The 21,271-nt window shown below is 63.1% G+C and carries 26 protein-coding genes; 15 read left to right on the top strand and 11 right to left on the bottom strand.

Going from position 1 to position 21,271, the window contains the following annotated elements:
- The first annotated feature begins 66 nt into the window (after nucleotides 1–66).
- From LMTR3_RS10920 to LMTR3_RS10910, 3 genes are all read left to right on the top strand, one after another.
- Complete coding sequence (locus tag LMTR3_RS10920; protein WP_065745046.1) at nucleotides 67–1,569, top strand: leucyl aminopeptidase; 1,503 nt, start codon at nucleotides 67–69, stop codon at nucleotides 1,567–1,569.
- Nucleotides 1,570–1,583: 14 nt separating this feature from the next.
- Nucleotides 1,584–2,036 (top strand): DNA polymerase III subunit chi, encoded by a 453-nt coding sequence (locus LMTR3_RS10915; RefSeq protein WP_065745045.1) that lies wholly within the window; start codon nucleotides 1,584–1,586, stop codon nucleotides 2,034–2,036.
- A gap of 123 nt (nucleotides 2,037–2,159) precedes the next feature.
- Nucleotides 2,160–2,696, top strand: a complete 537-nt coding sequence (locus LMTR3_RS10910) for a hypothetical protein (protein WP_065745044.1) — start codon at nucleotides 2,160–2,162, stop codon at nucleotides 2,694–2,696.
- Between the two features lie 22 nt (nucleotides 2,697–2,718).
- Here LMTR3_RS10910 and LMTR3_RS10905 read toward each other — a convergent pair whose 3' ends face one another.
- Nucleotides 2,719–4,581, bottom strand: a complete 1,863-nt coding sequence (locus tag LMTR3_RS10905) for an ABC-F family ATP-binding cassette domain-containing protein (RefSeq protein WP_065745043.1) — start codon at nucleotides 4,579–4,581, stop codon at nucleotides 2,719–2,721.
- Nucleotides 4,582–5,038: 457 nt separating this feature from the next.
- Nucleotides 5,039–5,311 (bottom strand): sulfur globule protein precursor, encoded by a 273-nt coding sequence (locus LMTR3_RS10895; protein WP_065745041.1) that lies wholly within the window; start codon nucleotides 5,309–5,311, stop codon nucleotides 5,039–5,041.
- A 329-nt stretch (nucleotides 5,312–5,640) separates the two neighbouring features.
- Here LMTR3_RS10895 and ndk point away from each other — a divergent pair, with 329 nt between their 5' ends.
- The 6 genes from ndk to LMTR3_RS10865 all read left to right on the top strand — a co-directional run bounded on the left by ndk (nucleotide 5,641) and on the right by LMTR3_RS10865 (nucleotide 10,933).
- Nucleotides 5,641–6,063: a nucleoside-diphosphate kinase gene (gene ndk, locus LMTR3_RS10890; protein WP_065745040.1), complete on the top strand. Its 423-nt coding sequence runs from the start codon at nucleotides 5,641–5,643 to the stop codon at nucleotides 6,061–6,063.
- Between the two features lie 61 nt (nucleotides 6,064–6,124).
- The gene (locus LMTR3_RS10885) at nucleotides 6,125–6,961 is read left to right on the top strand and encodes a TerC family protein (RefSeq protein ID WP_065745039.1); all 837 of its coding nucleotides are present in this window, start codon (nucleotides 6,125–6,127) and stop codon (nucleotides 6,959–6,961) included.
- Nucleotides 6,962–7,233: 272 nt separating this feature from the next.
- Nucleotides 7,234–9,582, top strand: coding sequence for a xanthine dehydrogenase family protein molybdopterin-binding subunit (locus tag LMTR3_RS10880; protein ID WP_065745038.1), 2,349 nt, complete (start codon nucleotides 7,234–7,236; stop codon nucleotides 9,580–9,582).
- 116 nt (nucleotides 9,583–9,698) lie between these two features.
- Nucleotides 9,699–10,013, top strand: a complete 315-nt coding sequence (locus LMTR3_RS10875) for an ArsR/SmtB family transcription factor (protein WP_065745037.1) — start codon at nucleotides 9,699–9,701, stop codon at nucleotides 10,011–10,013.
- A 2-nt stretch (nucleotides 10,014–10,015) separates the two neighbouring features.
- Nucleotides 10,016–10,480 carry an SRPBCC family protein gene (locus tag LMTR3_RS10870; RefSeq protein WP_065745036.1) on the top strand — a complete coding sequence of 155 codons (465 nt, stop codon included), beginning with the start codon at nucleotides 10,016–10,018 and terminating at the stop codon, nucleotides 10,478–10,480.
- A gap of 36 nt (nucleotides 10,481–10,516) precedes the next feature.
- Nucleotides 10,517–10,933: a GFA family protein gene (locus LMTR3_RS10865; protein ID WP_065745035.1), complete on the top strand. Its 417-nt coding sequence runs from the start codon at nucleotides 10,517–10,519 to the stop codon at nucleotides 10,931–10,933.
- A 41-nt stretch (nucleotides 10,934–10,974) separates the two neighbouring features.
- Here the strand turns inward: LMTR3_RS10865 and LMTR3_RS10860 are convergent, their stop codons facing one another.
- A complete protein-coding gene (locus tag LMTR3_RS10860) occupies nucleotides 10,975–11,931 on the bottom strand; it encodes a LysR family transcriptional regulator (protein ID WP_065745034.1) in 957 nt (318 codons plus the stop codon).
- A gap of 124 nt (nucleotides 11,932–12,055) precedes the next feature.
- Here LMTR3_RS10860 and LMTR3_RS10855 point away from each other — a divergent pair, with 124 nt between their 5' ends.
- The 3 genes from LMTR3_RS10855 to LMTR3_RS10845 all read left to right on the top strand — a co-directional run bounded on the left by LMTR3_RS10855 (nucleotide 12,056) and on the right by LMTR3_RS10845 (nucleotide 15,297).
- Nucleotides 12,056–13,012: a hydroxymethylglutaryl-CoA lyase gene (locus LMTR3_RS10855; RefSeq protein WP_065745033.1), complete on the top strand. Its 957-nt coding sequence runs from the start codon at nucleotides 12,056–12,058 to the stop codon at nucleotides 13,010–13,012.
- Nucleotides 13,009–14,226 (top strand): CaiB/BaiF CoA transferase family protein, encoded by a 1,218-nt coding sequence (locus LMTR3_RS10850; protein ID WP_065745032.1) that lies wholly within the window; start codon nucleotides 13,009–13,011, stop codon nucleotides 14,224–14,226. The genes LMTR3_RS10855 and LMTR3_RS10850 overlap by 4 nt, the downstream gene beginning before the upstream one ends.
- Before the next feature lie 75 nt (nucleotides 14,227–14,301).
- The gene (locus LMTR3_RS10845) at nucleotides 14,302–15,297 is read left to right on the top strand and encodes a Bug family tripartite tricarboxylate transporter substrate binding protein (RefSeq protein ID WP_065745031.1); all 996 of its coding nucleotides are present in this window, start codon (nucleotides 14,302–14,304) and stop codon (nucleotides 15,295–15,297) included.
- A gap of 183 nt (nucleotides 15,298–15,480) precedes the next feature.
- Here LMTR3_RS10845 and LMTR3_RS10840 read toward each other — a convergent pair whose 3' ends face one another.
- Nucleotides 15,481–15,843 carry a hypothetical protein gene (locus LMTR3_RS10840; protein WP_065745030.1) on the bottom strand — a complete coding sequence of 121 codons (363 nt, stop codon included), beginning with the start codon at nucleotides 15,841–15,843 and terminating at the stop codon, nucleotides 15,481–15,483.
- 307 nt (nucleotides 15,844–16,150) lie between these two features.
- Here LMTR3_RS10840 and LMTR3_RS10835 point away from each other — a divergent pair, with 307 nt between their 5' ends.
- Nucleotides 16,151–16,381 (top strand): DUF6894 family protein, encoded by a 231-nt coding sequence (locus tag LMTR3_RS10835; protein ID WP_065745029.1) that lies wholly within the window; start codon nucleotides 16,151–16,153, stop codon nucleotides 16,379–16,381.
- A gap of 17 nt (nucleotides 16,382–16,398) precedes the next feature.
- On the opposite strand, the gene LMTR3_RS10830 is transcribed toward LMTR3_RS10835, so the two are convergent.
- The gene (locus tag LMTR3_RS10830) at nucleotides 16,399–16,602 is read right to left on the bottom strand and encodes a hypothetical protein (RefSeq protein ID WP_065745028.1); all 204 of its coding nucleotides are present in this window, start codon (nucleotides 16,600–16,602) and stop codon (nucleotides 16,399–16,401) included.
- A 134-nt stretch (nucleotides 16,603–16,736) separates the two neighbouring features.
- On the opposite strand from LMTR3_RS10830, the gene LMTR3_RS10825 reads away from it, so the two are divergent.
- Both LMTR3_RS10825 and LMTR3_RS10820 read left to right on the top strand, forming a co-directional pair.
- Nucleotides 16,737–17,471, top strand: a complete 735-nt coding sequence (locus LMTR3_RS10825) for a Crp/Fnr family transcriptional regulator (protein WP_065745597.1) — start codon at nucleotides 16,737–16,739, stop codon at nucleotides 17,469–17,471.
- A gap of 211 nt (nucleotides 17,472–17,682) precedes the next feature.
- On the top strand, nucleotides 17,683–17,898 hold the full coding sequence (locus LMTR3_RS10820; protein WP_065745027.1) for a hypothetical protein: 216 nt from the start codon (nucleotides 17,683–17,685) through the stop codon (nucleotides 17,896–17,898).
- A 20-nt stretch (nucleotides 17,899–17,918) separates the two neighbouring features.
- Here LMTR3_RS10820 and LMTR3_RS10815 read toward each other — a convergent pair whose 3' ends face one another.
- The 6 genes from LMTR3_RS10815 to LMTR3_RS10790 form a co-directional block, all read right to left on the bottom strand.
- A complete protein-coding gene (locus LMTR3_RS10815) occupies nucleotides 17,919–18,380 on the bottom strand; it encodes a DUF1801 domain-containing protein (protein WP_065745026.1) in 462 nt (153 codons plus the stop codon).
- Between the two features lie 16 nt (nucleotides 18,381–18,396).
- On the bottom strand, nucleotides 18,397–18,840 hold the full coding sequence (locus LMTR3_RS10810) for a DUF1801 domain-containing protein (protein ID WP_065745025.1): 444 nt from the start codon (nucleotides 18,838–18,840) through the stop codon (nucleotides 18,397–18,399).
- Nucleotides 18,841–18,845: 5 nt separating this feature from the next.
- Nucleotides 18,846–19,073: a hypothetical protein gene (locus tag LMTR3_RS10805; protein ID WP_065745024.1), complete on the bottom strand. Its 228-nt coding sequence runs from the start codon at nucleotides 19,071–19,073 to the stop codon at nucleotides 18,846–18,848.
- Between the two features lie 36 nt (nucleotides 19,074–19,109).
- On the bottom strand, nucleotides 19,110–19,541 hold the full coding sequence (locus LMTR3_RS10800) for an SRPBCC family protein (protein WP_065745023.1): 432 nt from the start codon (nucleotides 19,539–19,541) through the stop codon (nucleotides 19,110–19,112).
- Nucleotides 19,538–19,861 carry an ArsR/SmtB family transcription factor gene (locus LMTR3_RS10795; RefSeq protein WP_028346443.1) on the bottom strand — a complete coding sequence of 108 codons (324 nt, stop codon included), beginning with the start codon at nucleotides 19,859–19,861 and terminating at the stop codon, nucleotides 19,538–19,540. The genes LMTR3_RS10800 and LMTR3_RS10795 overlap by 4 nt, the downstream gene beginning before the upstream one ends.
- Before the next feature lie 293 nt (nucleotides 19,862–20,154).
- Entirely contained in the window at nucleotides 20,155–21,219 is a 1,065-nt protein-coding gene (locus LMTR3_RS10790) for a cysteine desulfurase family protein (protein WP_245319868.1), read from the bottom strand.
- Between the last annotated feature and the right edge of the window lie 52 nt (nucleotides 21,220–21,271).

Below are 21,271 nucleotides of genomic sequence, written 5' to 3'. Positions count from 1 at the left end.
GAACATTCCATAATGCGGACCGATTCCGGCCGCGCAAGACAGCCCTGAATTCTGGAGGATTTACCTATGACCGACGCCGTCAAGGTCGGCTTTGTCGCTTTTTCCGCTGCCCCCCGCGCCGTTCTCGTGGTGTTTTGCGACGAGGCATTGAAGTTCGGCGAGGCGACGCGGAAGGCGCTGGGGAAGGCGGCCGATACGGTCAAGCGGGCGGCGGCGGCCAATCAGTTCAAGGGCAAGAGCGGATCGACGCTCGACATTCCGGCGCCGGATGGAATCAAGGCAGAGCGCCTGATCGTCGTCGGTGTCGGCAAGACGGCCGATATCAAGGAGAAGGATTTTCTCAAGTTCGGCGGGGTGACGGCGGGCAAGCTCAACACCGCCAGCACAGCGGTCACCGTGATCGCCGAACTGCCTGAGGGGGCGATGCAGCCCGATTCGGTCGCCGCGATCGCGTCGGGCATCCGGTTGCGCGCCTATAAGTTCGATCGTTACAAGACCAAGAAGAAGGACGGCGAGAACGGCGCGCTGCGCGCCGACGTTTCGATTGCCGTTGACGATGTCGCCGCCGCGCGAAAGGCGCTTGGGCCTGCGTCCCATGTCGTCGACGGCGTGATCATTGCGCGCGAACTCGTCAACGAGCCGCCGAACGTACTCTACCCCGTGGAATTCGCGCGCCGTGCGAGCCAGCTCAAGAAGCTTGGTGTCGATGTCGAGGTGCTCGACGTCAAGGCGATGAAGAAGCTCGGCATGGGCGCCTTGCTCGGCGTCGCGCAGGGCTCGACCCAGCCCGGCCGCACCGTGATCATGCGCTGGAACGGCGGCAAGAAGGGCGATCAGCCCGTTGCTTTCGTCGGCAAGGGCGTCTGCTTCGATACCGGCGGCATCTCCATCAAGGGCGCCGCCAGCATGGAGGACATGAAGGGCGACATGGGAGGCGCGGCCTGCGTGGTCGGGCTGATGCATGCGCTCGCGGCGCGCAAAGCGAAGGTCAACGCGGTCGGCGCCATCGGCCTGGTCGAGAACATGCCCGACGGCAACGCCCAGCGTCCCGGCGATATCGTCACCTCGATGTCGGGGCAGACCATCGAAATCATCAACACTGATGCCGAAGGCCGGCTCGTGCTGGCCGACGTGCTCTGGCACGTGGCGAAGAAGTTCAAACCCAAATTCATGGTCGATCTCGCAACGCTCACCGGCGCGATCATGGTCGCGCTCGGAACCGAGTATTCCGGCATGTTCTCCAACAACGATGAGTTGGCGGAACGGCTGAGCAAGATCGGAAATGAAACCGGCGAGCGCGTCTGGCGCATGCCGCTCGGCCCTGAATACGACAAGCTGATCGATTCGCAGTTTGCCGACATGAAGAATACCGGCGGGCGCCACGGCGGCTCGATCACCGCCGCACAGTTCCTGCAGCGATTCGTCGACAACACGCCGTGGGCGCATCTCGACGTTGCGGGAACCGCGATGGGCGCGCCGAAGACCGACATCAACCACAGTTGGGGATCCGGCTACGGCGTTCGTCTGCTGGACCGGCTGGTCGCGGAATATTACGAAGCCACGAAATAGTTCGGTTGCAGGCGATGACGGAAGTCCTGTTCTACCATTTGCAGGCCATGTCGCTCGAAAGCGTATTGCCGCCGCTGTTGGAAAAATCGCTCGAGCGCGGCTGGCGCGTGGTCGTGCAATCGACTTCGCCGGAGCGCACCGAGGCGCTCGATGCGCATTTGTGGACCTACAGCGACGATTCGTTCCTGCCGCACGCCACATGGCGCGCCGGCGATGCCCAGGACCAGCCCATCATTCTCTCGATCGAGGAGAGCAATCCGAATGGGGCCAATGTCAGGTTCCTGATCGACAACGCGGCGTTGCCGGCCGACTGCGACAGCTACGAGCGGGTGGTGCTGGTCTTCAACGGTGACGATGCCGATGCGCTGACGGCTGCGCGCGGGGCCTGGGCCGATTGCAAGGCGCGGGGACTAGAGGTCACTTACTGGCAGGCCGACGAGCGGGGCCGGTGGCAGCGGCGGCAATAGCGATCCACAGGAATTAATGATAATCAGCGGTTTCTGCGCTGGACCTTGCGGGTAGCCATGGTCGTGCCGCAAAGTGATGGTCGGACAAATGGTTACAGTAAGGGGTGGGAGCCTGGGTTTAGCGTGCGACGCGGAACAATCGATCGAAAGCCACTGCTGACGTTGTTGCTGCTCGGGCCTGCGCTGGCGGGCTGTGCGGGTGGGGCGGACCTGCTGTCGAAGGATGCGGACTGGTTTCAGCGCTCAGGACGCGTCTTTATCCGCAACGTCTCGATCGAAACGCCGCCGCTGACCCCGACCAAGCCGGTCACGCCCGACGAACTCGTCAGTGCCGACGGCGCTTGTCCGGGAATGGCAGCGCCGGGCACCGACGCCAATGCGCTGGCGAATGGCGCTGCAGGCAGCCCGCCTCCATCGACGACGGGAACGGTGGCGCTCGGCCATACCGAATGCGACGTCGTGCGCGGCATCGGTACGCCCGACAATGTCGGCCTTTCCAACAACCCGCGCGGCGACCGCGTGGCTGTCGTCAACTATTCGCGCGGCCAGCGGGCCGGCATCTACACCTTCACCGCTGGACGCCTGACGTCGATCGAGCGTGCACCGGAGCCGGTGGCGCCGGCGAGGGGCGCCAAGCCGAAGAAGAAGCCGGCGGCGTAAATTTCGCCGAAGACGATCCGTTTTATCCCGCCGCTTCGTCGAATTCCGAACTGGCCTCCAGCCAATCTTCCTCGGCGCGGCGCAACGCGCTTTCGGCGCCGGCGCGCGCCTTGCTGAGCTGGGCGGCCTGCTTGGGATCGCGCGTGAACAGATCCGGCAGGGCAAGCGCAGTGTCGATCTTGGCGATGATGCCGCTGATCCGCTCGATTTCGGCCTCGGCTTCGACGATCCGCTGCTTCAGCGGCGTTCGCCTTTCGCTCCTGGCGCGCTCGGGTTTTGCGCTTTCCTTGATACGCTCGCTGCCGCGCTCGCGCTTATCGCCGATCGACAATACCATTCGCCTGTAATCGTCGAGGTCGCCGTCATAGGTTGTCACCGTCTGATTGGCGACGACCCACAATTGATCGGCACAAGCTTCGATCAAATAGCGGTCGTGCGAGACCATGATGACGGCGCCGGGGAAATCGTTGATCGCTTCAGCCAGCGCCGCGCGGCTGTCGATGTCGAGGTGGTTGGTCGGCTCGTCGAGGATGATCATGTTCGGGCCAAAGAAAGTGGCGAGCCCGAGCAACAGCCGCGCCTTCTCGCCGCCCGAAAGGCTCTTGATCAGGGTATCGCCGGCCTTTCCGGAAAATCCGATCGCGCCGGTGCGGCCGCGCACCTTGGTTTCCGGCGCATCGGGCATCAGCCTGCGGACATGATCGTAGGGCGAGGCATCGAGATTGAGCTCGTCGATCTGGTGCTGCGCGAAATAGCCGACCGAGAGCTTTTCCGCCCGTGTGATTCGGCCGGAGAAGGGTTGCAGCTTGCCCGCCAATAGCTTGACCAGCGTCGACTTGCCGTTGCCGTTGGAGCCGAGCAGAGCGATGCGGTCGTCGGTGTCGATGCGCAGCGTGACGCGGTTGAGCACCGGCTTTTTCGGGTCGTAGCCGACAGAGACTTCGTCGACGGCGATGATCGGCGGCGACAGCATCTTCTCCGGCGTCGGAAACGTGATTTCGCGCACATCCTGGGTTACCAGCGCGGTAACCGGCTTCATCCGTTCCAGCATCTTGACGCGGGATTGCGCCTGTCGGGCTTTCGAGGCTTTCGCCTTGAAGCGATCGACGAAGGCCTGCAGCCGCTTGCGCTCGTCGGCCTGGCGCTTGGCGTGCTTGGCGTCCAGCATTTCGCGCATGGCGCGCTGTTCCTCGAAGGAGGAATAGGTCCCCTTGTAGAGGGTCAGCTTGCCGCGATCGAGGTGCAGGATCTGGTCGACCGAGGTGTCGAGCAGGTCACGGTCGTGGCTGATGACGATGACGGTGCGTGGATAGTTCGCAAGATGGTCTTCCAGCCACAGCGTGCCTTCGAGGTCGAGATAGTTGGTCGGTTCGTCCAGCAGCAGCAAATCCGGCGCCGAGAACAGCGTCGCCGCCAGCGCCACCCGCATGCGCCAGCCCCCGGAGAATTCCGAGCATGGCCGCGCCTGGTCCGCAGCGGAAAATCCGAGGCCGCTCAGGATTGCCGCGGCGCGCGCCGGCGCGGAGTGCGCGTCGATGTCGACCAGCCGGGTCTGGATTTCGGCGATGCGGTGCGGATCGGTGGCAGTTTCGGCCTCACCGAGCAGCGCATCGCGCTCCAGATCGGCCTTCAGTACGACATTGATGAGACTCTCCGGACCGTCCGGCGCCTCCTGCGCCAGGCTGCCGATGCGCCAGCGCGGCGGTAGCGTAATGCGGCCCGACTCGGTCGGCAGGTCGCCCCGGATCGCATGAAACAGGGTCGATTTGCCGACGCCGTTGCGCCCGACGAAGCCGACCCGAGCACCCGGCACGATCTGCACCGTGCTGTCGTCGATCAGGAGCCGCCCGGCAATCCGGATCGAAATATCTGTGATGGAAAGCATGCGGCGTTGTCACCGGAGCCGGTGTCAAACGCAACCCATTTATCGGTAAAATCAGCTACCCAGCGGCCCTCAATGCAGCTCGTTGTCGCGGCGGCGCAGCTCGTCGACGAGTTGTCGTAGCCGCGGTGGAAGTTCAGTTTCGGGACGCAAGTTTTGCTGAAGCCGTTCGCCGATGGCGTCGCAGATCGATACGCACGTCTTATGATCGAGTTGTTCGAAATCTCTGATGGTTCGGCCATCCATCGGCGGTCTCTTCGCGAGTTCCACCTCGCGGCGTTCGCAAGGCTTGAGTGACAACAATGATGAAGGATCAAGTCACAACCGCGAAATTTGTTTCCCGTGCAGAGCCCCATGCGTTCGCGTGCAAGTGGTCGAATCACGGCTGGCTGTTCGCTTCCGCACAAAAAAAGCCCCGGCGCGGCGGCCGGGGCGTCAGTCAGGGAGAAGCTCAATCAGCTCAGTAGCAGCGGTTCACCAGCCGCCAGCGCGGGCCCCAGGGGGTCGGAACCAGACGCCGCACGTAACAGCCGCCATAGCCACCGAAATAGGCCGGGCCGCCGATGACGACGCGCGGGCCCCAGCCGTGATGGCGATGATGCCAGCCGTGATGGTGATGATGATGATGGTGCCAGCCGTGACGCCAGCCGCCGGCCGAGGCCGATGTCGGCGCCAGCGCAGCCGCGCCCAGCGACGCCGCGGCCACTGCAACGAGCGAGAGTTTGCGTAACATGATCGTCTCCTCAAGGTTCAGGCGCGAAAATGCGCGCCATCGGTGAGATCGCCTCCCGTAACGCCCCGGGGCCTCGCGGATGCGCGCCCGGTGTCCGATCGTCGAAAAGTCTACGGCCGCGAAGCTGAACGGCGGCGTGACGAAGGTTACAGAGTGGGTTCACCTTCCTGAAATTGCGGCAATCTTCGCCCCAACGGGGTGACGTGCCGCACGAAAAGGCGCCCAAAATCGGGGGCAGGCGCGTCACCGGGTCGCTTGCCGTCGCGAGGTGGCGCCGATATAAGCCCCCGCAACTCTCCAAATCAGCGTGTTTTGCAAGGACGTAAACAATGGCGATTGAACGCACTTTCTCGATCATCAAGCCGGACGCGATTGCGCGCAATTTGACCGGCGCCGTCAACGCGTTGATCGAGAAGGCCGGCTTGCGGATCGTCGCCCAGAAGCGCATTCGCATGACCCGCGAACAGGCGGAAACCTTCTATGCCGTTCACAAGGCGCGTCCGTTCTTCGGCGAACTGGTCGACTTCATGACCTCCGGCCCGGTCGTCGTGCAGGTGCTGGAAGGCGAGGGCGCTATCGCCAAATACCGCGACGTCATGGGGGCCACCGATCCGTCGAAGGCGGCGGAGGGTACGATCCGCAAGGTCCATGCGAAGTCGATCGGCGAGAACTCGGTGCATGGTTCGGACGCGCCGGAGACCGCCGCGATCGAAATCGCGCAGTTCTTTTCCGGTAACGAAATCGTCGGCTGAACAACTTGAATAGCGGCCAATGGCCGTGCGAAACGGCTGAACAGGCCGAGGGGGGAATGCTGTGAACTGGCTGTTGCAAATCTTCGATCCGGCGACGATCTCGGCGTTCTTCACCCAGTTCCAGGCCGAGATGCAGCAACCCGCCTTCTGGGTCGCGCTCGGCAAGATCATGTGGATCAACATCCTGCTGTCGGGTGACAACGCGCTCGTCATCGCGATGGCGTGCCGCGGGCTGCCGCCGCGTCAGCGGTTCTGGGGCATGATCCTCGGCGCCGGCGTTGCCGTGCTGCTGCGCATCATCTTCACCGGCATCGTCGTGACGCTGATGGGGCTGCCGTTCCTCAAGCTGGTCGGCGGCCTGGCGCTGCTCTTCATCGCGGCAAAGCTTCTGGTGCCTGAACACGAGGACGAGGGCGACGTCGATGCGGCTGCGCATCTATGGGCAGCGGTGCAGATCGTGGCGATCGCCGACATCGTCATGAGCCTCGACAACGTCATCGCGGTCGCCGCGGCCGCCAATGGCAGCATTCCGCTGCTCGTCATCGGCCTTGCCATCAGCGTTCCCCTGATCGTCGCAGGCGCTGCGCTGATCATGGCGTTGCTGACGCGTCTTCCCGCGCTGGTGTGGGCCGGCGCAGGCTTGCTGGGCTGGGTCGCGGGCGAGGTGATGGCAACCGACCCGGCGCTGCAACCGTCTCTGCACGCATTCTTCAACGGTCCGGTCGGTGTCGGCCTCGATGGTGTCCTCAAATCGATCGGCATGGCGCCGCAGTTCGCCAATGGCGGCCATGGCGGCGAGGTGATCCTTGGACTCATCGGCATCGCCGTGGTGCTTTTGGTGGGCTCGGTCTGGCGCAAGCGCAGGCTGCAGGGCGCGGAGCACTCGGCGACGGCGTAGGCAAGACCCCGTGGCAAGACCTGCGATCTCGCAGCCTGGATGGCGAGGTCGGCACAGTCATTGTATCAGATGAGAACAGAAGGCTGCCGGGTGCACGGTGCACCCGCAGCCCGTAAGCAGGCGGTACCGCGCCGGAACGCCCGGCATTCTCCTGCAACGGCTCTGTAGTAACTAGTTGATTTTATTAAAGATATTTGTTTCGGGCCGATGCCTTGCGTGATGACGGGGGCTTCCGATTGCCTTTGCCGCCGCCTAATTCCATACAGCTTCACATGACCGAACCGTTATTGGGGCGCAGCCTCGACCGCCTTGAAGACGCGCGCTTCGTGCAGGGGCGCGGGCGCTACGTCGCCGATCTCGTGGCGCGAGAGGCGCTTCATGGCGTCGTCGTTCGCTCGCCGCACGCGCATGCACGCATCACCGCGATCGGCATCGAGGCGGCGCGCAGCACGCCCGGCGTCGCGGCCGTGCTCACGGGGGCCGAATTGGCATCCGACGATATCGGCCCGTTGCCGTGCGCGGTGACCAGCATCCCGATGACCACGCCGCTCGTGGTGCCGCCCTATCACGCGCTGGCGCGCGGCGTGGTGCGCCATGTCGGCGAACCGGTCGCGTTCGTGGTTGCGGAAACCACTGAGGCCGCGCGCGATGCCGCCGAGGCTATCGTCGTCGACTATGAGCCGCTGCCACCGGTGGTCTCGATCGCAGCGGCGATTTTGCCGGATGCCCCGTCGATCTGGCCGGAGGCTACTGGCAACATCGCGTTCCAGTTCAACCGCGGCGAGACCGGTCCGGTGGAAGCGGCGATCCGCGCCGCCGCCCACGTCGTGGAATGCGAGCTGGTCAACAACCGCGTCGTTGCCGCGCCGCTGGAGACACGCGGTGCGATCGGGCAGTTCGATGCCGCGAGCGGCCGGCTGCACCTGACCGCCTCGGCCGCCGGCGCGCATGCGATCCGCGACCTGCTCGCCGACCGTGTCTTTCGCGTCAGTCGAGAAAAACTTCGCGTCAGCATTCCCGATGTCGGCGGCGGCTTCGGGATGAAGAACGTGCTCTATCCGGAATGGGTGCTGGTGCTGTGGGCGGCGCGCAGGCTCGGCCGCCCGGTCACGTGGATCGGCGATCGCAGCGAGGACTTTACCGGCTCCGCGCATGGCCGCGACAGCGTCATTAGGGCCCGCCTGGCGCTCGATCGCGATGGCCGTTTCCTGGCGCTCGACACGAAAGTTTTCGCCAATCTCGGCGCCTATGTCTCGACGGTGGCGCCGGCCGTGCCGACCATGGCGATGGCGAGCGCGATGGGCGGCGTCTACGACATTCCGCTGATCGCATTCGAGACCAAGGGCGTGTTCACCAATACGACGCCGGTCGATGCCTATCGCGGCGCGGGCAAGCCGGAGGCGAATTATCTGATCGAGCGCTGCATCGATATCGCGGCCCACCGGCTCGGGATGGATGCACTGAAGCTGCGGCGCAAGAACATCATGCGTCGCTTCCCTTACAGCAGCGCGATGGGACTTTCGGTCGAGCAGGGCAGCTTTGCCCACGCGATCGATCACGCCGCGACTGCCGCGGAGGGTTTCAAGGCGCGCCAGAAAAATTCACGCAAGCTGGGCCGGCTGCGTGGCCTCGGGCTTGCCTGCTTTCTCGAGACCGCGCGCGGCCAGCCCAATGAAGTGGCGGAAGTGCAGTTCGGTGAGGATGGCCTGATCGACCTGAAGGTCGGCACGCATTCCAACGGTCAGGGCCACGAGACCACCTACGCCCGGATCGCGGCCGATGCGCTGAGCTTGCCGCTGGAGCGCTTCCGGTTTCGGCAGGGCGATACGGACGATCTTGATTCCGGCGGCGGGCACGGCGGCGCGCGCTCGATGCACCAGGGCGGCACCGCGCTGTTGATGGCGGCGGAAGGCCTGATCGAGAATGCGCGGCGGCTTGCCGCGCGCCTGCTGCAGGTCGGCGTGGATGCGGTTCAGTATGAAGCCGGCCAGTTGCGCGTTGCTGCGACCGGGCAAGAGATCAGCCTTGATGAGGTGGCGCGCGCCTCCTATCAGCTTGCCGGCGACGACGTCGCGCCCGGACTGGCGCATAGGGCGACCCATCTGTGCGACCGCTACACGTTTCCCAACGGCTGCCATGTCGCGGAAGTCGAGATCGCCCCCGAAACCGGCGAGGTGAGGCTCGACCGCTACGTCATCTTTGATGACTACGGCCGCCTGCTCGATCCCCGCCAGACGCTGGGGCAGGTGCATGGCGGCGTGACGCAAGGCATTGGGCAGGCGTTGTTCGAGCACGCGCTGTTCGATGCCGAGACAGGGCAGATTCTATCGGGCTCGCTGATGGATTATGCGCTGCCGCGCGCAGGCGATCTACCCGCGTTCGAGGGCGATCTCACGCCTGATTTTCCAAGCCGTGCCAACCGGCTCGGCGTCAAGGGAAGCGGTCAGGCCGGCGCCATCGCAGCACCCGCCACCATCATGAATGCCGTGATGAACGCGCTCGCGCCGCTCGGCGTGCGCCATCTCGACATGCCCGCAACGCCCTCGCGCATCTGGCAGGCGATCCAGGCGGCAGAAGCGCGATCGCGTCAACGCACGGACACCACGTCCGCCGATCAATAGTTCTGATCGTCCTTCCCTAATCACAGCAAGGTGACGAATGACCTGATGACGCGTTGCCCTCTTGCTTGACATGCAGGTATTTACCTGCATATTATGTTCTTCGTAGAGTGAGACCGATGCAGGCCGACAAGGTTTTCAAAGCGCTGGGCGACCCGACACGCAGAAAGCTGCTTGATCTTCTCTGTGAAAAGAACGGGCAGACGCTCGGCCAGCTTTGCGAAAACCTGGACATGGCCCGGCAATCCGCCACGCAGCACCTCGAAATCCTGGAGGCGGCCAATCTGGTGAGCACGGTCAAGCGCGGCAGGGAAAAGCTGCATTTCATCAACCCCGTGCCGCTTCATGAGGTCTACGAGCGGTGGGTGCGGAAATTCGAACGACAGCGGCTCAGCCTGCTGCACGATCTGAAGAAAGAACTCGAAGGAGAATGACAATGACCAAAGAGACGACCAGCTTTGTCTACGTGACCTATATTCGCTCGACGCCGGAAAAGGTGTTCGAGGCCATCACGAAGCCGGAGATCGCAAGGCGCTACTGGGGCCACGAGAACGTCTCTGACTGGAATCCCGGATCGAAATGGGAGCACATCCGCGCCAATGATCAACGGACCGTCGAACTGGTCGGCAAGGTCGTCGAGGTCTCGCCGCCGACCCGTCTCGTCATCACCTGGGCGAATGCGTCGCAGGCCTCCGATCCTTCCGCCTACAGCCGGGTGACATTCGAGACCGAGGAATACGAGGACATGGTCCGGCTGACGGTCACACATGACGAACTCGCAGCCGGCAGCGGGATGGCGAACGGCATCAAGAAAGGTTGGCCCGTCGTTCTCGCCAGCCTGAAATCCTTGCTGGAAACCGGCCACGGCCTCGACGTCTTCGCCAAGCCGAAATCGGCCTGATCCCCTGCCGTGTCAATCAGAAGCGGGAGAATGACCATGGCCAAGCCCTTTATCGGCGGGTGTGCGTGCGGCGCGATCCGTTACGAAACGAGCAGTGAACCTCTCGTCGAAAGCCACTGCCAATGCCGCGATTGTCAGAAGCGAAGCGGCACGGGGCATGGATCCTACCTGGTCTTCCCCCGGCGAGCCGACGTGGCAATTACGGGCGAAGCGAAAGAATGGCGGGTGGCGGACGACAACGGGAATGAAAAGGTCCACGCCTTCTGCCCGACCTGTGGAACGCCGGTCTACCTGACATTCGTTGCCAACCCGGAACCGATAGCAGTCCACGCGACCAGCCTGGACGACCCAAGCCAATTCAATCCGCAACTCGTCACGTACGGCGTCCGCGGCCATGCGTGGGACATCATGGATTCCTCGTTGCAGAAATTCGAGCGAATGCCGCCCAGATAATTTCGCGGGAAGAGGCCCTCGTGTTGCAGAGTGTCCCGAACCTAGATCGCGGCGCGCTTGCTCCGGCGGCCGTTTCCCTTTGCCGGCCATCGCCCTGCGTTGACTGCTGAGCGGACCACCTCGACCATTGTCTTGCGTACCTCGAGAAAGGCTTTTGTTTGCGGACGGTCAGCGAGCGAAACCAGCGCGCATGAACGCGTCAGCGGCGGATCGATGATGCGCCGTGCGTGATATTTCTCCGCCGCCAAATCGGCGAGAACGGTTGCGCGGGAGAGGATCGCGCATCCTAAACCGGCCTCGAGCGCCATTCGCAATGCCGACAATGAATCGACTTCGAGCGTTTCGCTCGGCGTGATCTGATTGCGGAGAACCTGGGTCTGGATGATGGCGCGCGATGTCGGCATCGGCGTCAGTCCAACCACGCTTCGTTGCGGGATCGCGGAGAAGGCGATCGGACTGGAAGATTTTCCGATCAGACTCGGATGCCCGACGAGATAGAGATCTTCCTCCTGCAGCCACTCGACGTCCAGGCGGGCATCCCGGGGCGGATTATAGGCGAGTGCGAGATCGACTGTCCCTGAGAAGACGCGCTCGATCAGCGCCGGTGACAACGCCTCGACGACCGTCAGGTGTACGCCTGGGGAATTTTTTCGCACCGCCTTCATCACGTCGAGCGCGACCATGGAGATCGCGGTATGGCTGAGGCCGAGGCAAACCGGACCTGTCGCGGCCTCATTGAAAGTCCGCACGTCCTCTTCCGCCTTGCCGAGCGCCGACAGCACGGCGCTGGCGTGCTCGTAAAGCCGCCGGCCGGCCGCGGTCAGCGCGATGCCGCGTGGCCTGCGTTCCAACAGCTTCACGCCCAGATCGGTTTCGAGCGCGGCGACGTGATGGCTCAACGCCGACTGGGCGACGTTGAGTGCCTCCGCAGCCCGCGACAATACGCCGGCGTCGGCGATGGCGATGAAGTAGCGAAGCTGCCGCAATCCGAGCGCCATCGAACCGCTCCCTGTCATCTAATTATTAGAACATAATGATCTTCATATTATATTTGTCAGATACCGATGCGCACGGCAAGCTCGCCCGCAATCAACAAGGACGACCCCCGAGGAGCGCTGGCGCATGGACCTGCCTGATAGCGTCGTCATCAGCGAGGAGGGGCCGCGCGAAGGCTTTCAGATCGAGCCGGGCCCGATCGCGACCGCCGACAAGATCGCGCTGATCGATGCGCTCTCCGCATGCGGGCTTCGCCGGATCCAGATCGCCTCCTTCGTCAATCCCAAGCACGTCCCGGGTTGGGCCGACGCCGAGGCCTTGATTGAAGGGTTCACCCCGCGTGAAGGCGTCGAGTACTCCGCATTGTGGTTCAACGAGAGCGGCTTGCAGCGCGCGCTGGCGTTCAAGGGGAAGCTGACCCTTGCCGGGTTTATCTCGCTGAGCGCATCCGAGCCGTTCGCAATCAGGAATCTCAACCGGGACCGCGCCGGACAGATCGAAGCCATGCGCAAGTACGTGCGTGTGCATCGGGAAGCCGGCGTGCCGATCGCCAAGATCATCGTCATGGCCGCGTTCGGCTGCAACTTTGCAGGCGACATCTCACCGGCAGAGGTCGTAGCGACAGTTTCGGACGCGCTCGCCATCGCGCGCGAAGCCGGCGTAGAGGTGCGCGACGTTGCGCTGGCGGATTCCATGGGCTGGGCCACGCCGAGGCGGGTCGCTGCCGCCATCGGCGCCGTTCGCGACCGCTGGGACGATTTGCGGATCGCGCTTCACCTCCACGATACGCGTGGGCAGGGCATCGCCTGCGCCTATGAGGGCCTGCGGCTCGGAGTCACGGCTTTCGATGCGGCGGTGGCGGGGCTCGGCGGCTGTCCGTTTGCCGGCCAACCCGGTGCGCCGGGTAACATCGCCACCGAAGAGCTCGCTTTGCTGTGCGAGGAGATGGGCATCTCCACCGGCTTGAACATCACAGCTTTGATCGAGGCCGGGCGTCTTGCCGAGCGGATCGTCGGACACCGGCTGCCGAGCGCGGCGCTGCGATCAGGAACGCTCGCCGCCTTCAGGAGACCGGCTGCATGACGACTTCCTCCAGACCGCTTGCAGGGCTGAAGGTGCTCGACTTCGGTCACACCATCATGGGGCCGTGCGCGGGTGTCCTGTTTGCCGATCTCGGCGCCGACGTGGTGAAGATCGAGCCGGCCGAGGGCGATCCGACGCGGCGGCTGCCGGGTTTCGCGGCCGGCTTTTTCGCGACCTACAACCGCAACAAGCGCTCGGTCGCGATCGACCTGAAGCGGCTCGAGGGACAGGCGATCGTGCATCGGCTGGTGAAGGACGCCGATGTCGTGCTGGAAAATTTCGGCCCGGGAACGATCGAGCGGCTGAAGTGCGGTTGGGAGGATCTGCGCCGGATCAACCCGCGTCTTGTGTACCTCTCGATGAAGGGATTTCTGAAGGGACCCTACGAGAACCGCGGCGCGCTCGACGAGGTGGTGCAGATGCAGTCCGGGCTTGCCTATATGACCGGGCCGCCGGGGCGGCCGCTGCGCGCGGGCGCGCCGGTCATCGACATTCTCGGCGGCGTGTTCGGCGTGGTCGCCGCGCTGGCCGCGCTTCGCGAGCGCGACGTTACCGGCGTGGGGCAGAAGGTTGCGAGTTCGCTGTTTGAAAGCGCTACCTTCATGCTCGGCGCGGTCGTCGTTGGCAGCGTCGTCACCGGCGGGCCAATGCCACCGATGCCGGCACGTAAAAACGCCTGGGGCGTCTATGACGTTTTCACGGCTTCCGACGGCGGCCAGGTCTTCATCGGCTGCACGTCGGACGGACACTGGCAGCGCTTCTGCGACGCGTTCGGCTTCGATGACTGGCGCGATGATCCGAGGCTCGTCGGCAACGCCAATCGTTGCGAGGCGCGCGAGTGGATGTTGCCCGAACTGGAGCGGCGGATCACGAAACTGCCGCTGAACGAAATCCTCGAAAAGTGCGAGGCGGCGCGGGTCGCCTATTCGCGCGTAGGGCGGCCCGACGAATTGTCGACCGATCCGCATCTGCTTGCCAATGGCGGCCTGCTCGCAACCGCCGTTTCGGCATTCGGTGGTGGACCGCTGGTTGGAATCCCGGCGCTGCCGGTGGAGTTCGGCGAAGCGCGGGAAAGACCGGGGCTTGAGCGCCAGCCGCCGCAGGTCGGTGAGCATGCCGATGAAATTTTGCAAGCGGCCGGATACTCGGAGCGTGAAATTGCCGATCTGCGCTCGATGGGCGTACTGGGCCCGGCTGCGAGCGTGCCTGCATAGAAGCGAAAAAAGCGAACAATGAAAAGAGCGGTTCGACCGCCTTCATAACGCCAATGGTCAGGGAGGAGACGGAACATGATTTCCGATAGACTGTTTCGAGTGAAGGCGCGCATTCTCGGCGCCGCGGTCGTTGCGGTGGCGCTGGTTGCGATGGTGCCGAGCGCCAAGGCGCAGCCATACCCGTCGCGGTCAATCACCATCCTGGTAGGCTATTCCGCGGGCGGACAGGCCGACGCGCTGGCCCGGACCATCGGCAAGCAACTCGGCGAGAACCTCAAAACATCCATCGTCATCGAGAACAAGACGGGCGCCAACGGCATGATCGCGGCGCAGGCGGCGGCACGCGCCGAGCCTGACGGATACACGATCCTGATGGTGACGGATGCGATGGTCACCATCGATCCGCACCTCGCCACCAGCAACCATTTCGACCTTTCGACCGCTATGGAGCCGGTCGTCAACGTCGCGTGGTCGCCGCTTCTGCTTGCCGCGGCCAACAATTTGCCGGCGAATTCGGTTGCCGAGTTGGTTGCTTTGGGCAAGCAGAAGACTCAGAATTTGAGTTTCGGCACCTCCGGCAGCTCGACGCCGCACCGCCTCGCCGGCGAGATGCTGCAGAAATACGGCGGCTTCACCATGACCCACATTCCCTACAAGGGAACGGCGGCGTCGGTGAATGATCTCCTGGGCGGGCAGATCCCGCTGCTGTTCGGCGCACCCACGGCGGTGGAGCCGCTGGCTGCAGCCGGCAAGATCAAGCTGCTCGGCGTCACGTCGGAGAAGCGCTACGCGTTGCTGCCCAACGTTCCGGCCATCAGCGAAACCTTCGCGGGGTTCAAGATCATCAGCTATATCGGGTTCATGCTGCCCAAGACGACCCCAACGCCCGTCATCACGACCTTGAACAAGGAAGTGAATGCGGTGCTTGCCACGGACACGATGCGGGCCTGGCTGGACAAGCAGGGCATGGTCGCCGTCGGCGGCACGCCTGATGATTTCAAGCGCCAGATCGGGATCGACTATCAAGCGCGGGGTGAACTCGTTCGTGCGCTCGGCATCACCACCGAGTGAGCGCGGGAGTGCCGCAGCGTGCGGAGCTGTGAGGAGAACGGCGACGGCTTCCGCGTTGATCGGGCCATGGCCTAGAGCCCGGTTCTGAACCGGGCTCTAGATTCCTATTTTGACGCGTTTTCTTGACGCGAACCGGTGCCCACCCCGGATCAAGTCCGGGGCAGGCTTTCGCTCGAAAACGCTCTAGTACAGCCGCATCGGCAGCGGCAACTGGACGTCCCGATAGCGGCCCTCATGGCGATCGACAAAATCCTGCAGGAAAAACGGAATGTCGCGTAGCTGGAGATCGCAGCGTCGCCGTAGCTCGTGCGCGACATCCACCGAAGCGTCACGACACCACCCTTGGGCCACGTTGAAAGCAATCACCCGGATCGGATTGGTGTACTGGCCGGTGAGCAGGTCTATCACAACCGGCTCAAATCCCGAAGCCTCGGAACTGACTTCTGCCCAGATCTGGCCGTGCTCGCGGGAGTCATGCTCGACGACATAGACGTCGTGCTCGTCACCGTGTGGCACAATCGACGGACCCGAGCCGGCGGTACGCATCAATAACTCCCGGACTGCAGAACGGGGAATTAAGCCCGCTTTTTTCAATTCGTTCCATGTCGGGCAGAGAGGCGGACGGCCGCACAGCCCGCCGCTGTTCTTGCTCAATCGCAAGCATGCGCCGCGCTCCGGCGACTGCGTTCCGGCGTAGGAACATTTAGCAGGGTCGTGACTTCACTACTGCGTCATGCAGCCGACACAGAAAACGGACATGGCGGTGAGGAAGCCAGCCCGAAAAGAAGCGACCGCGAAGCTCAAAGGCGTACGGATCGAGCGAAAGGCCGCCCGCCATTAAGGAACAGTCCGCATGCCGCGCTACTTCTTTAACGTGTATCACGACAGAGCTGAACTGGACGAGGAAGGGGAGGAACTGCCCGATCTGCAAGCCGCCTGGCGGGAGGCGACCGTGACGGCGGGGCAGATCATCCAGGATCTCGATGGGAGGCTGCGTCCGGGCAAGGACTGGCGGATGGAAGTCACCGACGAATTCGCAAATCCGCTGTACGTCATTCACGTTTGTGCCGGCAAATCCAGATAGGCCGGAAGACCGCAGCGCTATTTCGGGCGCTGCAATCCAGGCGACGTCAGCCAGCGTTCGAGGGCCGCTGCCGACTCGGTCGCGACCGCCGCCCGCATCAAACGATCACGCTCCTGTCCTGGCGGTGAGCTCTCGGCCTTTTCGCGGGCGCGAAGGGCAATTTGCTTGAGGCGCTCCTGAAGCGGAAGGGCTGGGCGGCTGCGATTACGTTTTTTCTTCATGGACGGATCTCCTTGCTGGCTTCGACCCTTCCACGTCCCGGCAATCCTATCCTTAACCTTTGTTTGGAACCGGCATCGGGCAGATTTCGTTTCACTCAGAGGCAGAAGATCATTCAATCGAACAGGACAGGCGCGTGGATCGGGCTTCGGTGTTGGCAAGCTTGTTGCGGCGGCTCGATACCGTCTCGAAACTCGATCCGGCTGATATTGCCGCGATCCGTTCGCTTCCGATTGCGGTTCGCCACTGGGAAGGCGCAAGAGCCATCGTATCTGACGGCGAACGTCCGTCGGAATGCTGCCTGATCATCGAGGGCTTCTGTATTCGTTCCAAAACGACAGAGGCCGGCCAGCGGCAAATTCTCTCGATTCACATCCCCGGCGAGATACCCGACCTTCAGAGTTTGCACCTGCGCAGGATGGATCATGATCTCGCTACGCTGGTCCCCTCGACGCTAGGGTTCATCAGTCATGCCTCGCTGCTAGACCTGACGCATGTGAGACCGAATGTTGCGGACGCGCTCTGGCGCGATACCTTGATCGATTCCGCGATATTTCGGGAGTGGATCGTCAATGTCGGACAGCGGCCGGCGCCGGCCCGGCTTGTCCATATCGCGCTCGAACTTCGCGAGCGTCTTCTTGCAATCAGGGGAGGCACGGCGCCTGCCACGTTCGAATTTCCGCTTACCCAAGAGCAGATCGGCGAGGCGCTGGGCATCACGCCAGTGCATGCGAACCGCATCATCAGGCAACTGCGCGAGGATGGGATCGTCGACGTCAGCCGGGGGCAAGTGCACGTGCTCGACGAAACAAGGCTCGCGGAGTTGGCGCAGTTTGACGACCGTTACCTGCACCAGGATCCGGCCGTCTGAACGTCCGATCGTGCGGTGGCGGCGGTCCAGCCGCTGGTCCAGCCGCGCTTGGGTCGATCGGACGCAGCGATTTTGTTCGCGTCATTGGAACGATCCAGGCCCGGGAAAATTATGCAATCTGTGTCAGGGATAGACACATGAACTCGAGCGGCTCCCGATGCAGTCCCGTTTACATGGCGCATCGGCGACCGCTTTCTTTTAGCCGCCGGCCATGAAGGATTTTGCAAACGCGTCGTTCCCGCCCGAGGTCATCTCGGTGATGGAGCAGGCGCTTGACGCCGCCGTCGCTACGCTCCCAGAGCCCGTCCATTCCCACCACGTTCAGTTGATCGCGGAAGCGATCCTGCGCGCCGCTCACAGCGGAGAGCGTGACCCGATTGTCCTGCAACGGCTCGCATTGCTGGAGCTGCAGCTTCATCCCCGGTGATAGCCAGCTCCTCCGTTTGCTCAAGCGCTCCTTGATTTCTTCCGAGCGCTGGCGGGTCGTGCGGCCGCTCGCTTCGACGTGTTCAGTGCCACGGCCTCGCGAATGAGCGCCTTCAATGCCTTTTCGTCGATCTTGTCGCCTTCGTGGAAATCGATGGCGCGCCGGGTGTTGCCCTCCAAGCTGGAGTTGAAGAGGTCTGACGGGTCCTCCAGCGAGGCGCCCTTGGCAAAGGTCATCTTCACGACCGCCTTGTAGGTCTCTCCGGTGCAGATGATGCCGTCGTGCTCCCACACCGGAACGCCGCGCCACTTCCACTCCTCGACCACTTCGGGATCGGCCTGCTTGATGATGCTTCGGATCTGCGCGAGCATCTCGCCGCGCCAATCGCCCAGCTCCTTGATTCGCCCATCGATGTGCTGAGAGGGAGAGCTTCCGCCTTTTCCTTCGCTCGCGCCGCTCTTCTTCGTTGTTGCTTTCTTCATGGCTATTATCGTTTGCTCACAATCGTTCGCCGGGCAACTGGCTCGCTTGCTTCACCCAGGCAACAAGCTGCGCTTCGTCAAGGCCGTCCTCATAGATGTCGAGATAGCGCACTTCCTTGTGCTTGGACTCGCCGGGCGGGATAGGGTGGAGCGACGTGCCGCGGAAGAAAGTCACTTTGACGTACTTGGTGAAGCAATGGAAGGCGAGGAACCAGCCGCCCTGATCCTCGACGCCATAAAAAGGCGTATTCCATTTGACCGCCTTGTGCACGCCGGGAACGGTGCGGACGATCAGCGCGTCGAGGTGGCGCCCGACGTCGCGTTTCCAGCCCGGCATGGCCGCGATGTAGGCCTGCACGGGGGCATCGCCGTATCCCTTCGCGATCTGAGGATTGCCGCCTGAGAGAAGGACGGGCTTTGCAGTCTTTTTCGCCGACTTCGCGGACGTCCTGCCGGCCATTGGGTTCACTCCAATCCGCTGATGCCTCGCACGCTACGCCATTTGGCGGCATGGGGCAGCGCGAACAAGTACAGACCGGTGAGCAGCAACAGAATGAGCGGGAACAGCGCCAGAAGGCCGACCCAGATTGCTTGTTTCTCTTGCGCCATGGCAACGACGTTGATGATCACGGCCACCGTAAAGGCAATGGACAGCCAGCGGTGGATTTGCCGAATACACGTATTCCAGTTCAATGAAACCTCCCTTGAAACGAACGCGACGCGGCAGACTCAGTCCGTTCGCGCCAGAACCTCCTCCAGCTTCGCAAAGAACTGCTTCCATCCGGCGTGGGCGCCGCCATAGGCCTGCTTCTGATCGGGCCGGAAGCCTGTCTGCTCCATGCGCAGCCTGGTGCCCGTGCCCGTTGGGGTGAGCGTAAAGGTCACCACGCTCTGCAGATCGTAGGCCGCATCGTCGTGCTTGAAATTCCAGGTGTAGGAGAGCGTCTTGTTCGGCTCGATGGCGAGGACCTCGCAGTCCAGCACGCCGCCCCATTCGCCGCGAAGATTGAAGCGATGGCCCACGGCCGGCTTGAAGTCGTTCTTCATCAGCCACTCCTCGATCAGGTGCGGTTGCGTCAGCGCACGCCACAGCTTTTCCGGCGAATGAGCTATTTCGCGTTCGACAACGACGGAACGCGTTTCGGTCGCACGATCGGTCATTGGTCCATCCGTTTGAGCAGGTCTTCGAGATCGTCGAACCGCCTCTGCCAGAACCCGGCCATCTCGCTGGTCCAGTCGATCAGCGGGGCGAGGGCGCCGAGCTGCGCGCTATAGTGCGTCTGGCGGCCTTCGTGGCGGTCGCGCACCAGCCCCGCCTGTTTCAGAACGCCAAGATGCTTCGAGACGGCCGGCTGCGAGATCCCGGCCCGGGCGGTCAGGGCCCCGACCGTCTGCTCTCCTTCGCGGCACAGCCGCTCAAAGATCGCCCGGCGGCTCGGGTCGGCGAGTGTTCTGAACAGCACATCATGAGCGTTGGGCATTCGAAATCGATAGCTCGATGGTTATTGATTGATACATAACCGTCGAGGTATTGATTAGTCAAGCTGGAATGTGGCAGCGCCTGAGGGTCTGGCCGCGGCATTGGAGGTGAGGGTGCAGATTGGCGTCATTCCCGCCTGCCATGTCGTCGAATGGTTTAAGCCCTCGGCAACAACCATAGTCTGCTAGTTATAGATTATCGTTGGCTCAGGCCGTTCCTGACGACCAGCGCCGGTGTTCGGTGGGTCGACGCGCTGGATGAAGGCCTCGCGCGATGACGGGCTCCGTGGATTCGTCATTCCTCACGGTCGAGTATTTCGATCAGACGTTCGACCACGGTATCGATCTCGCTCCGCGTCGTCCCTCGCCCCAGGCTGAACCGGACCGCCCCCATGCCGACTTCTGGAGCAACGCTCATGGCTTGCAGGACCGGCGAGAGCTCAATCCGGCCGGAGTGGCACGCCGATCCGGTCGAGGCCGCGATACCGTCCAACTGCGTCAATATCTCGGTGCCGATGCGGCCGACAAAGGAAGCATTGAGCGTGTTTGGCAGCCGATGGACTGGATGCCCATTGAGCGCCACGCGATTTCCGAACTGCTGCTGCAACCGTTGCCAGAAATGATCGCGCAGGATGCGCACCTGATCCAAAGGCGCAAGATTGCGCGCAAGCTCGCAGGCTTTCCCAAGGCCCACCGCAAGCAGCGCGCTTTCGGTGCCGGCTCGCCGGCCGCGTTCATGCCCGGCACCGTGGATCAGCGGCTCGATCGACAGGCCGCGACGCACGTACAGGGCGCCAATTCCCTTGGGGGCATAGACCTTGTGGCCGGCGATCGAAAGGAGATCGACGCCGAGTTGGCTTACGTCGGTCGGCACTTTGCCAACGGATTGGGCGGCGTCGGTATGAAAGGCGATGCCGCACTCATGAGCGATGCGCGCACAATCCTCGATCGGCTGGAGCGTGCCGACCTCGTTGTTGGCGTGCATGATGCTGACAAGGATCGTGCGCGATGTGATCGCCTTGCGAAGATCGTCGGGGTCGATCCGACCGGCGCTATCGACGGGCAAATAGGTGACCCTTGCGCCCAGGCGTTCGAGAAACCGGCACGGTTCTGTTATCGCCGGGTGCTCGATCCGGGTGGTGATGATGTGATCGCCTTTGTCGCGGCCGACAAAGAACACGCCCTTTATCGCGAGATTGTTCGCCTCGCTGCCCCCACTCGTGAAGACAATTTCGTCTTCATTGCAGCCGAGCAGGGCGGCGACCTGGCCGCGCGCGGCCTCGAGCGCGGCCTTTGCCTCGCCGGACGCCCAATGACCGCTAGATGGATTGCCGTAATGATTCTCGAGAAGCGGTGTCATTGCGGCGGCAACGGCCGGGTCGATCGGCGTGCTCGCGTTGTAATCGAGATAG

The organism is Bradyrhizobium sp. LMTR 3 (assembly GCF_001693485.1).
Classification (GTDB): domain Bacteria; phylum Pseudomonadota; class Alphaproteobacteria; order Rhizobiales; family Xanthobacteraceae; genus Bradyrhizobium.
The sequence above is the reverse complement of the archived record's forward strand: the minus strand, read 5'-3'. Positions and strand labels throughout refer to the sequence as shown.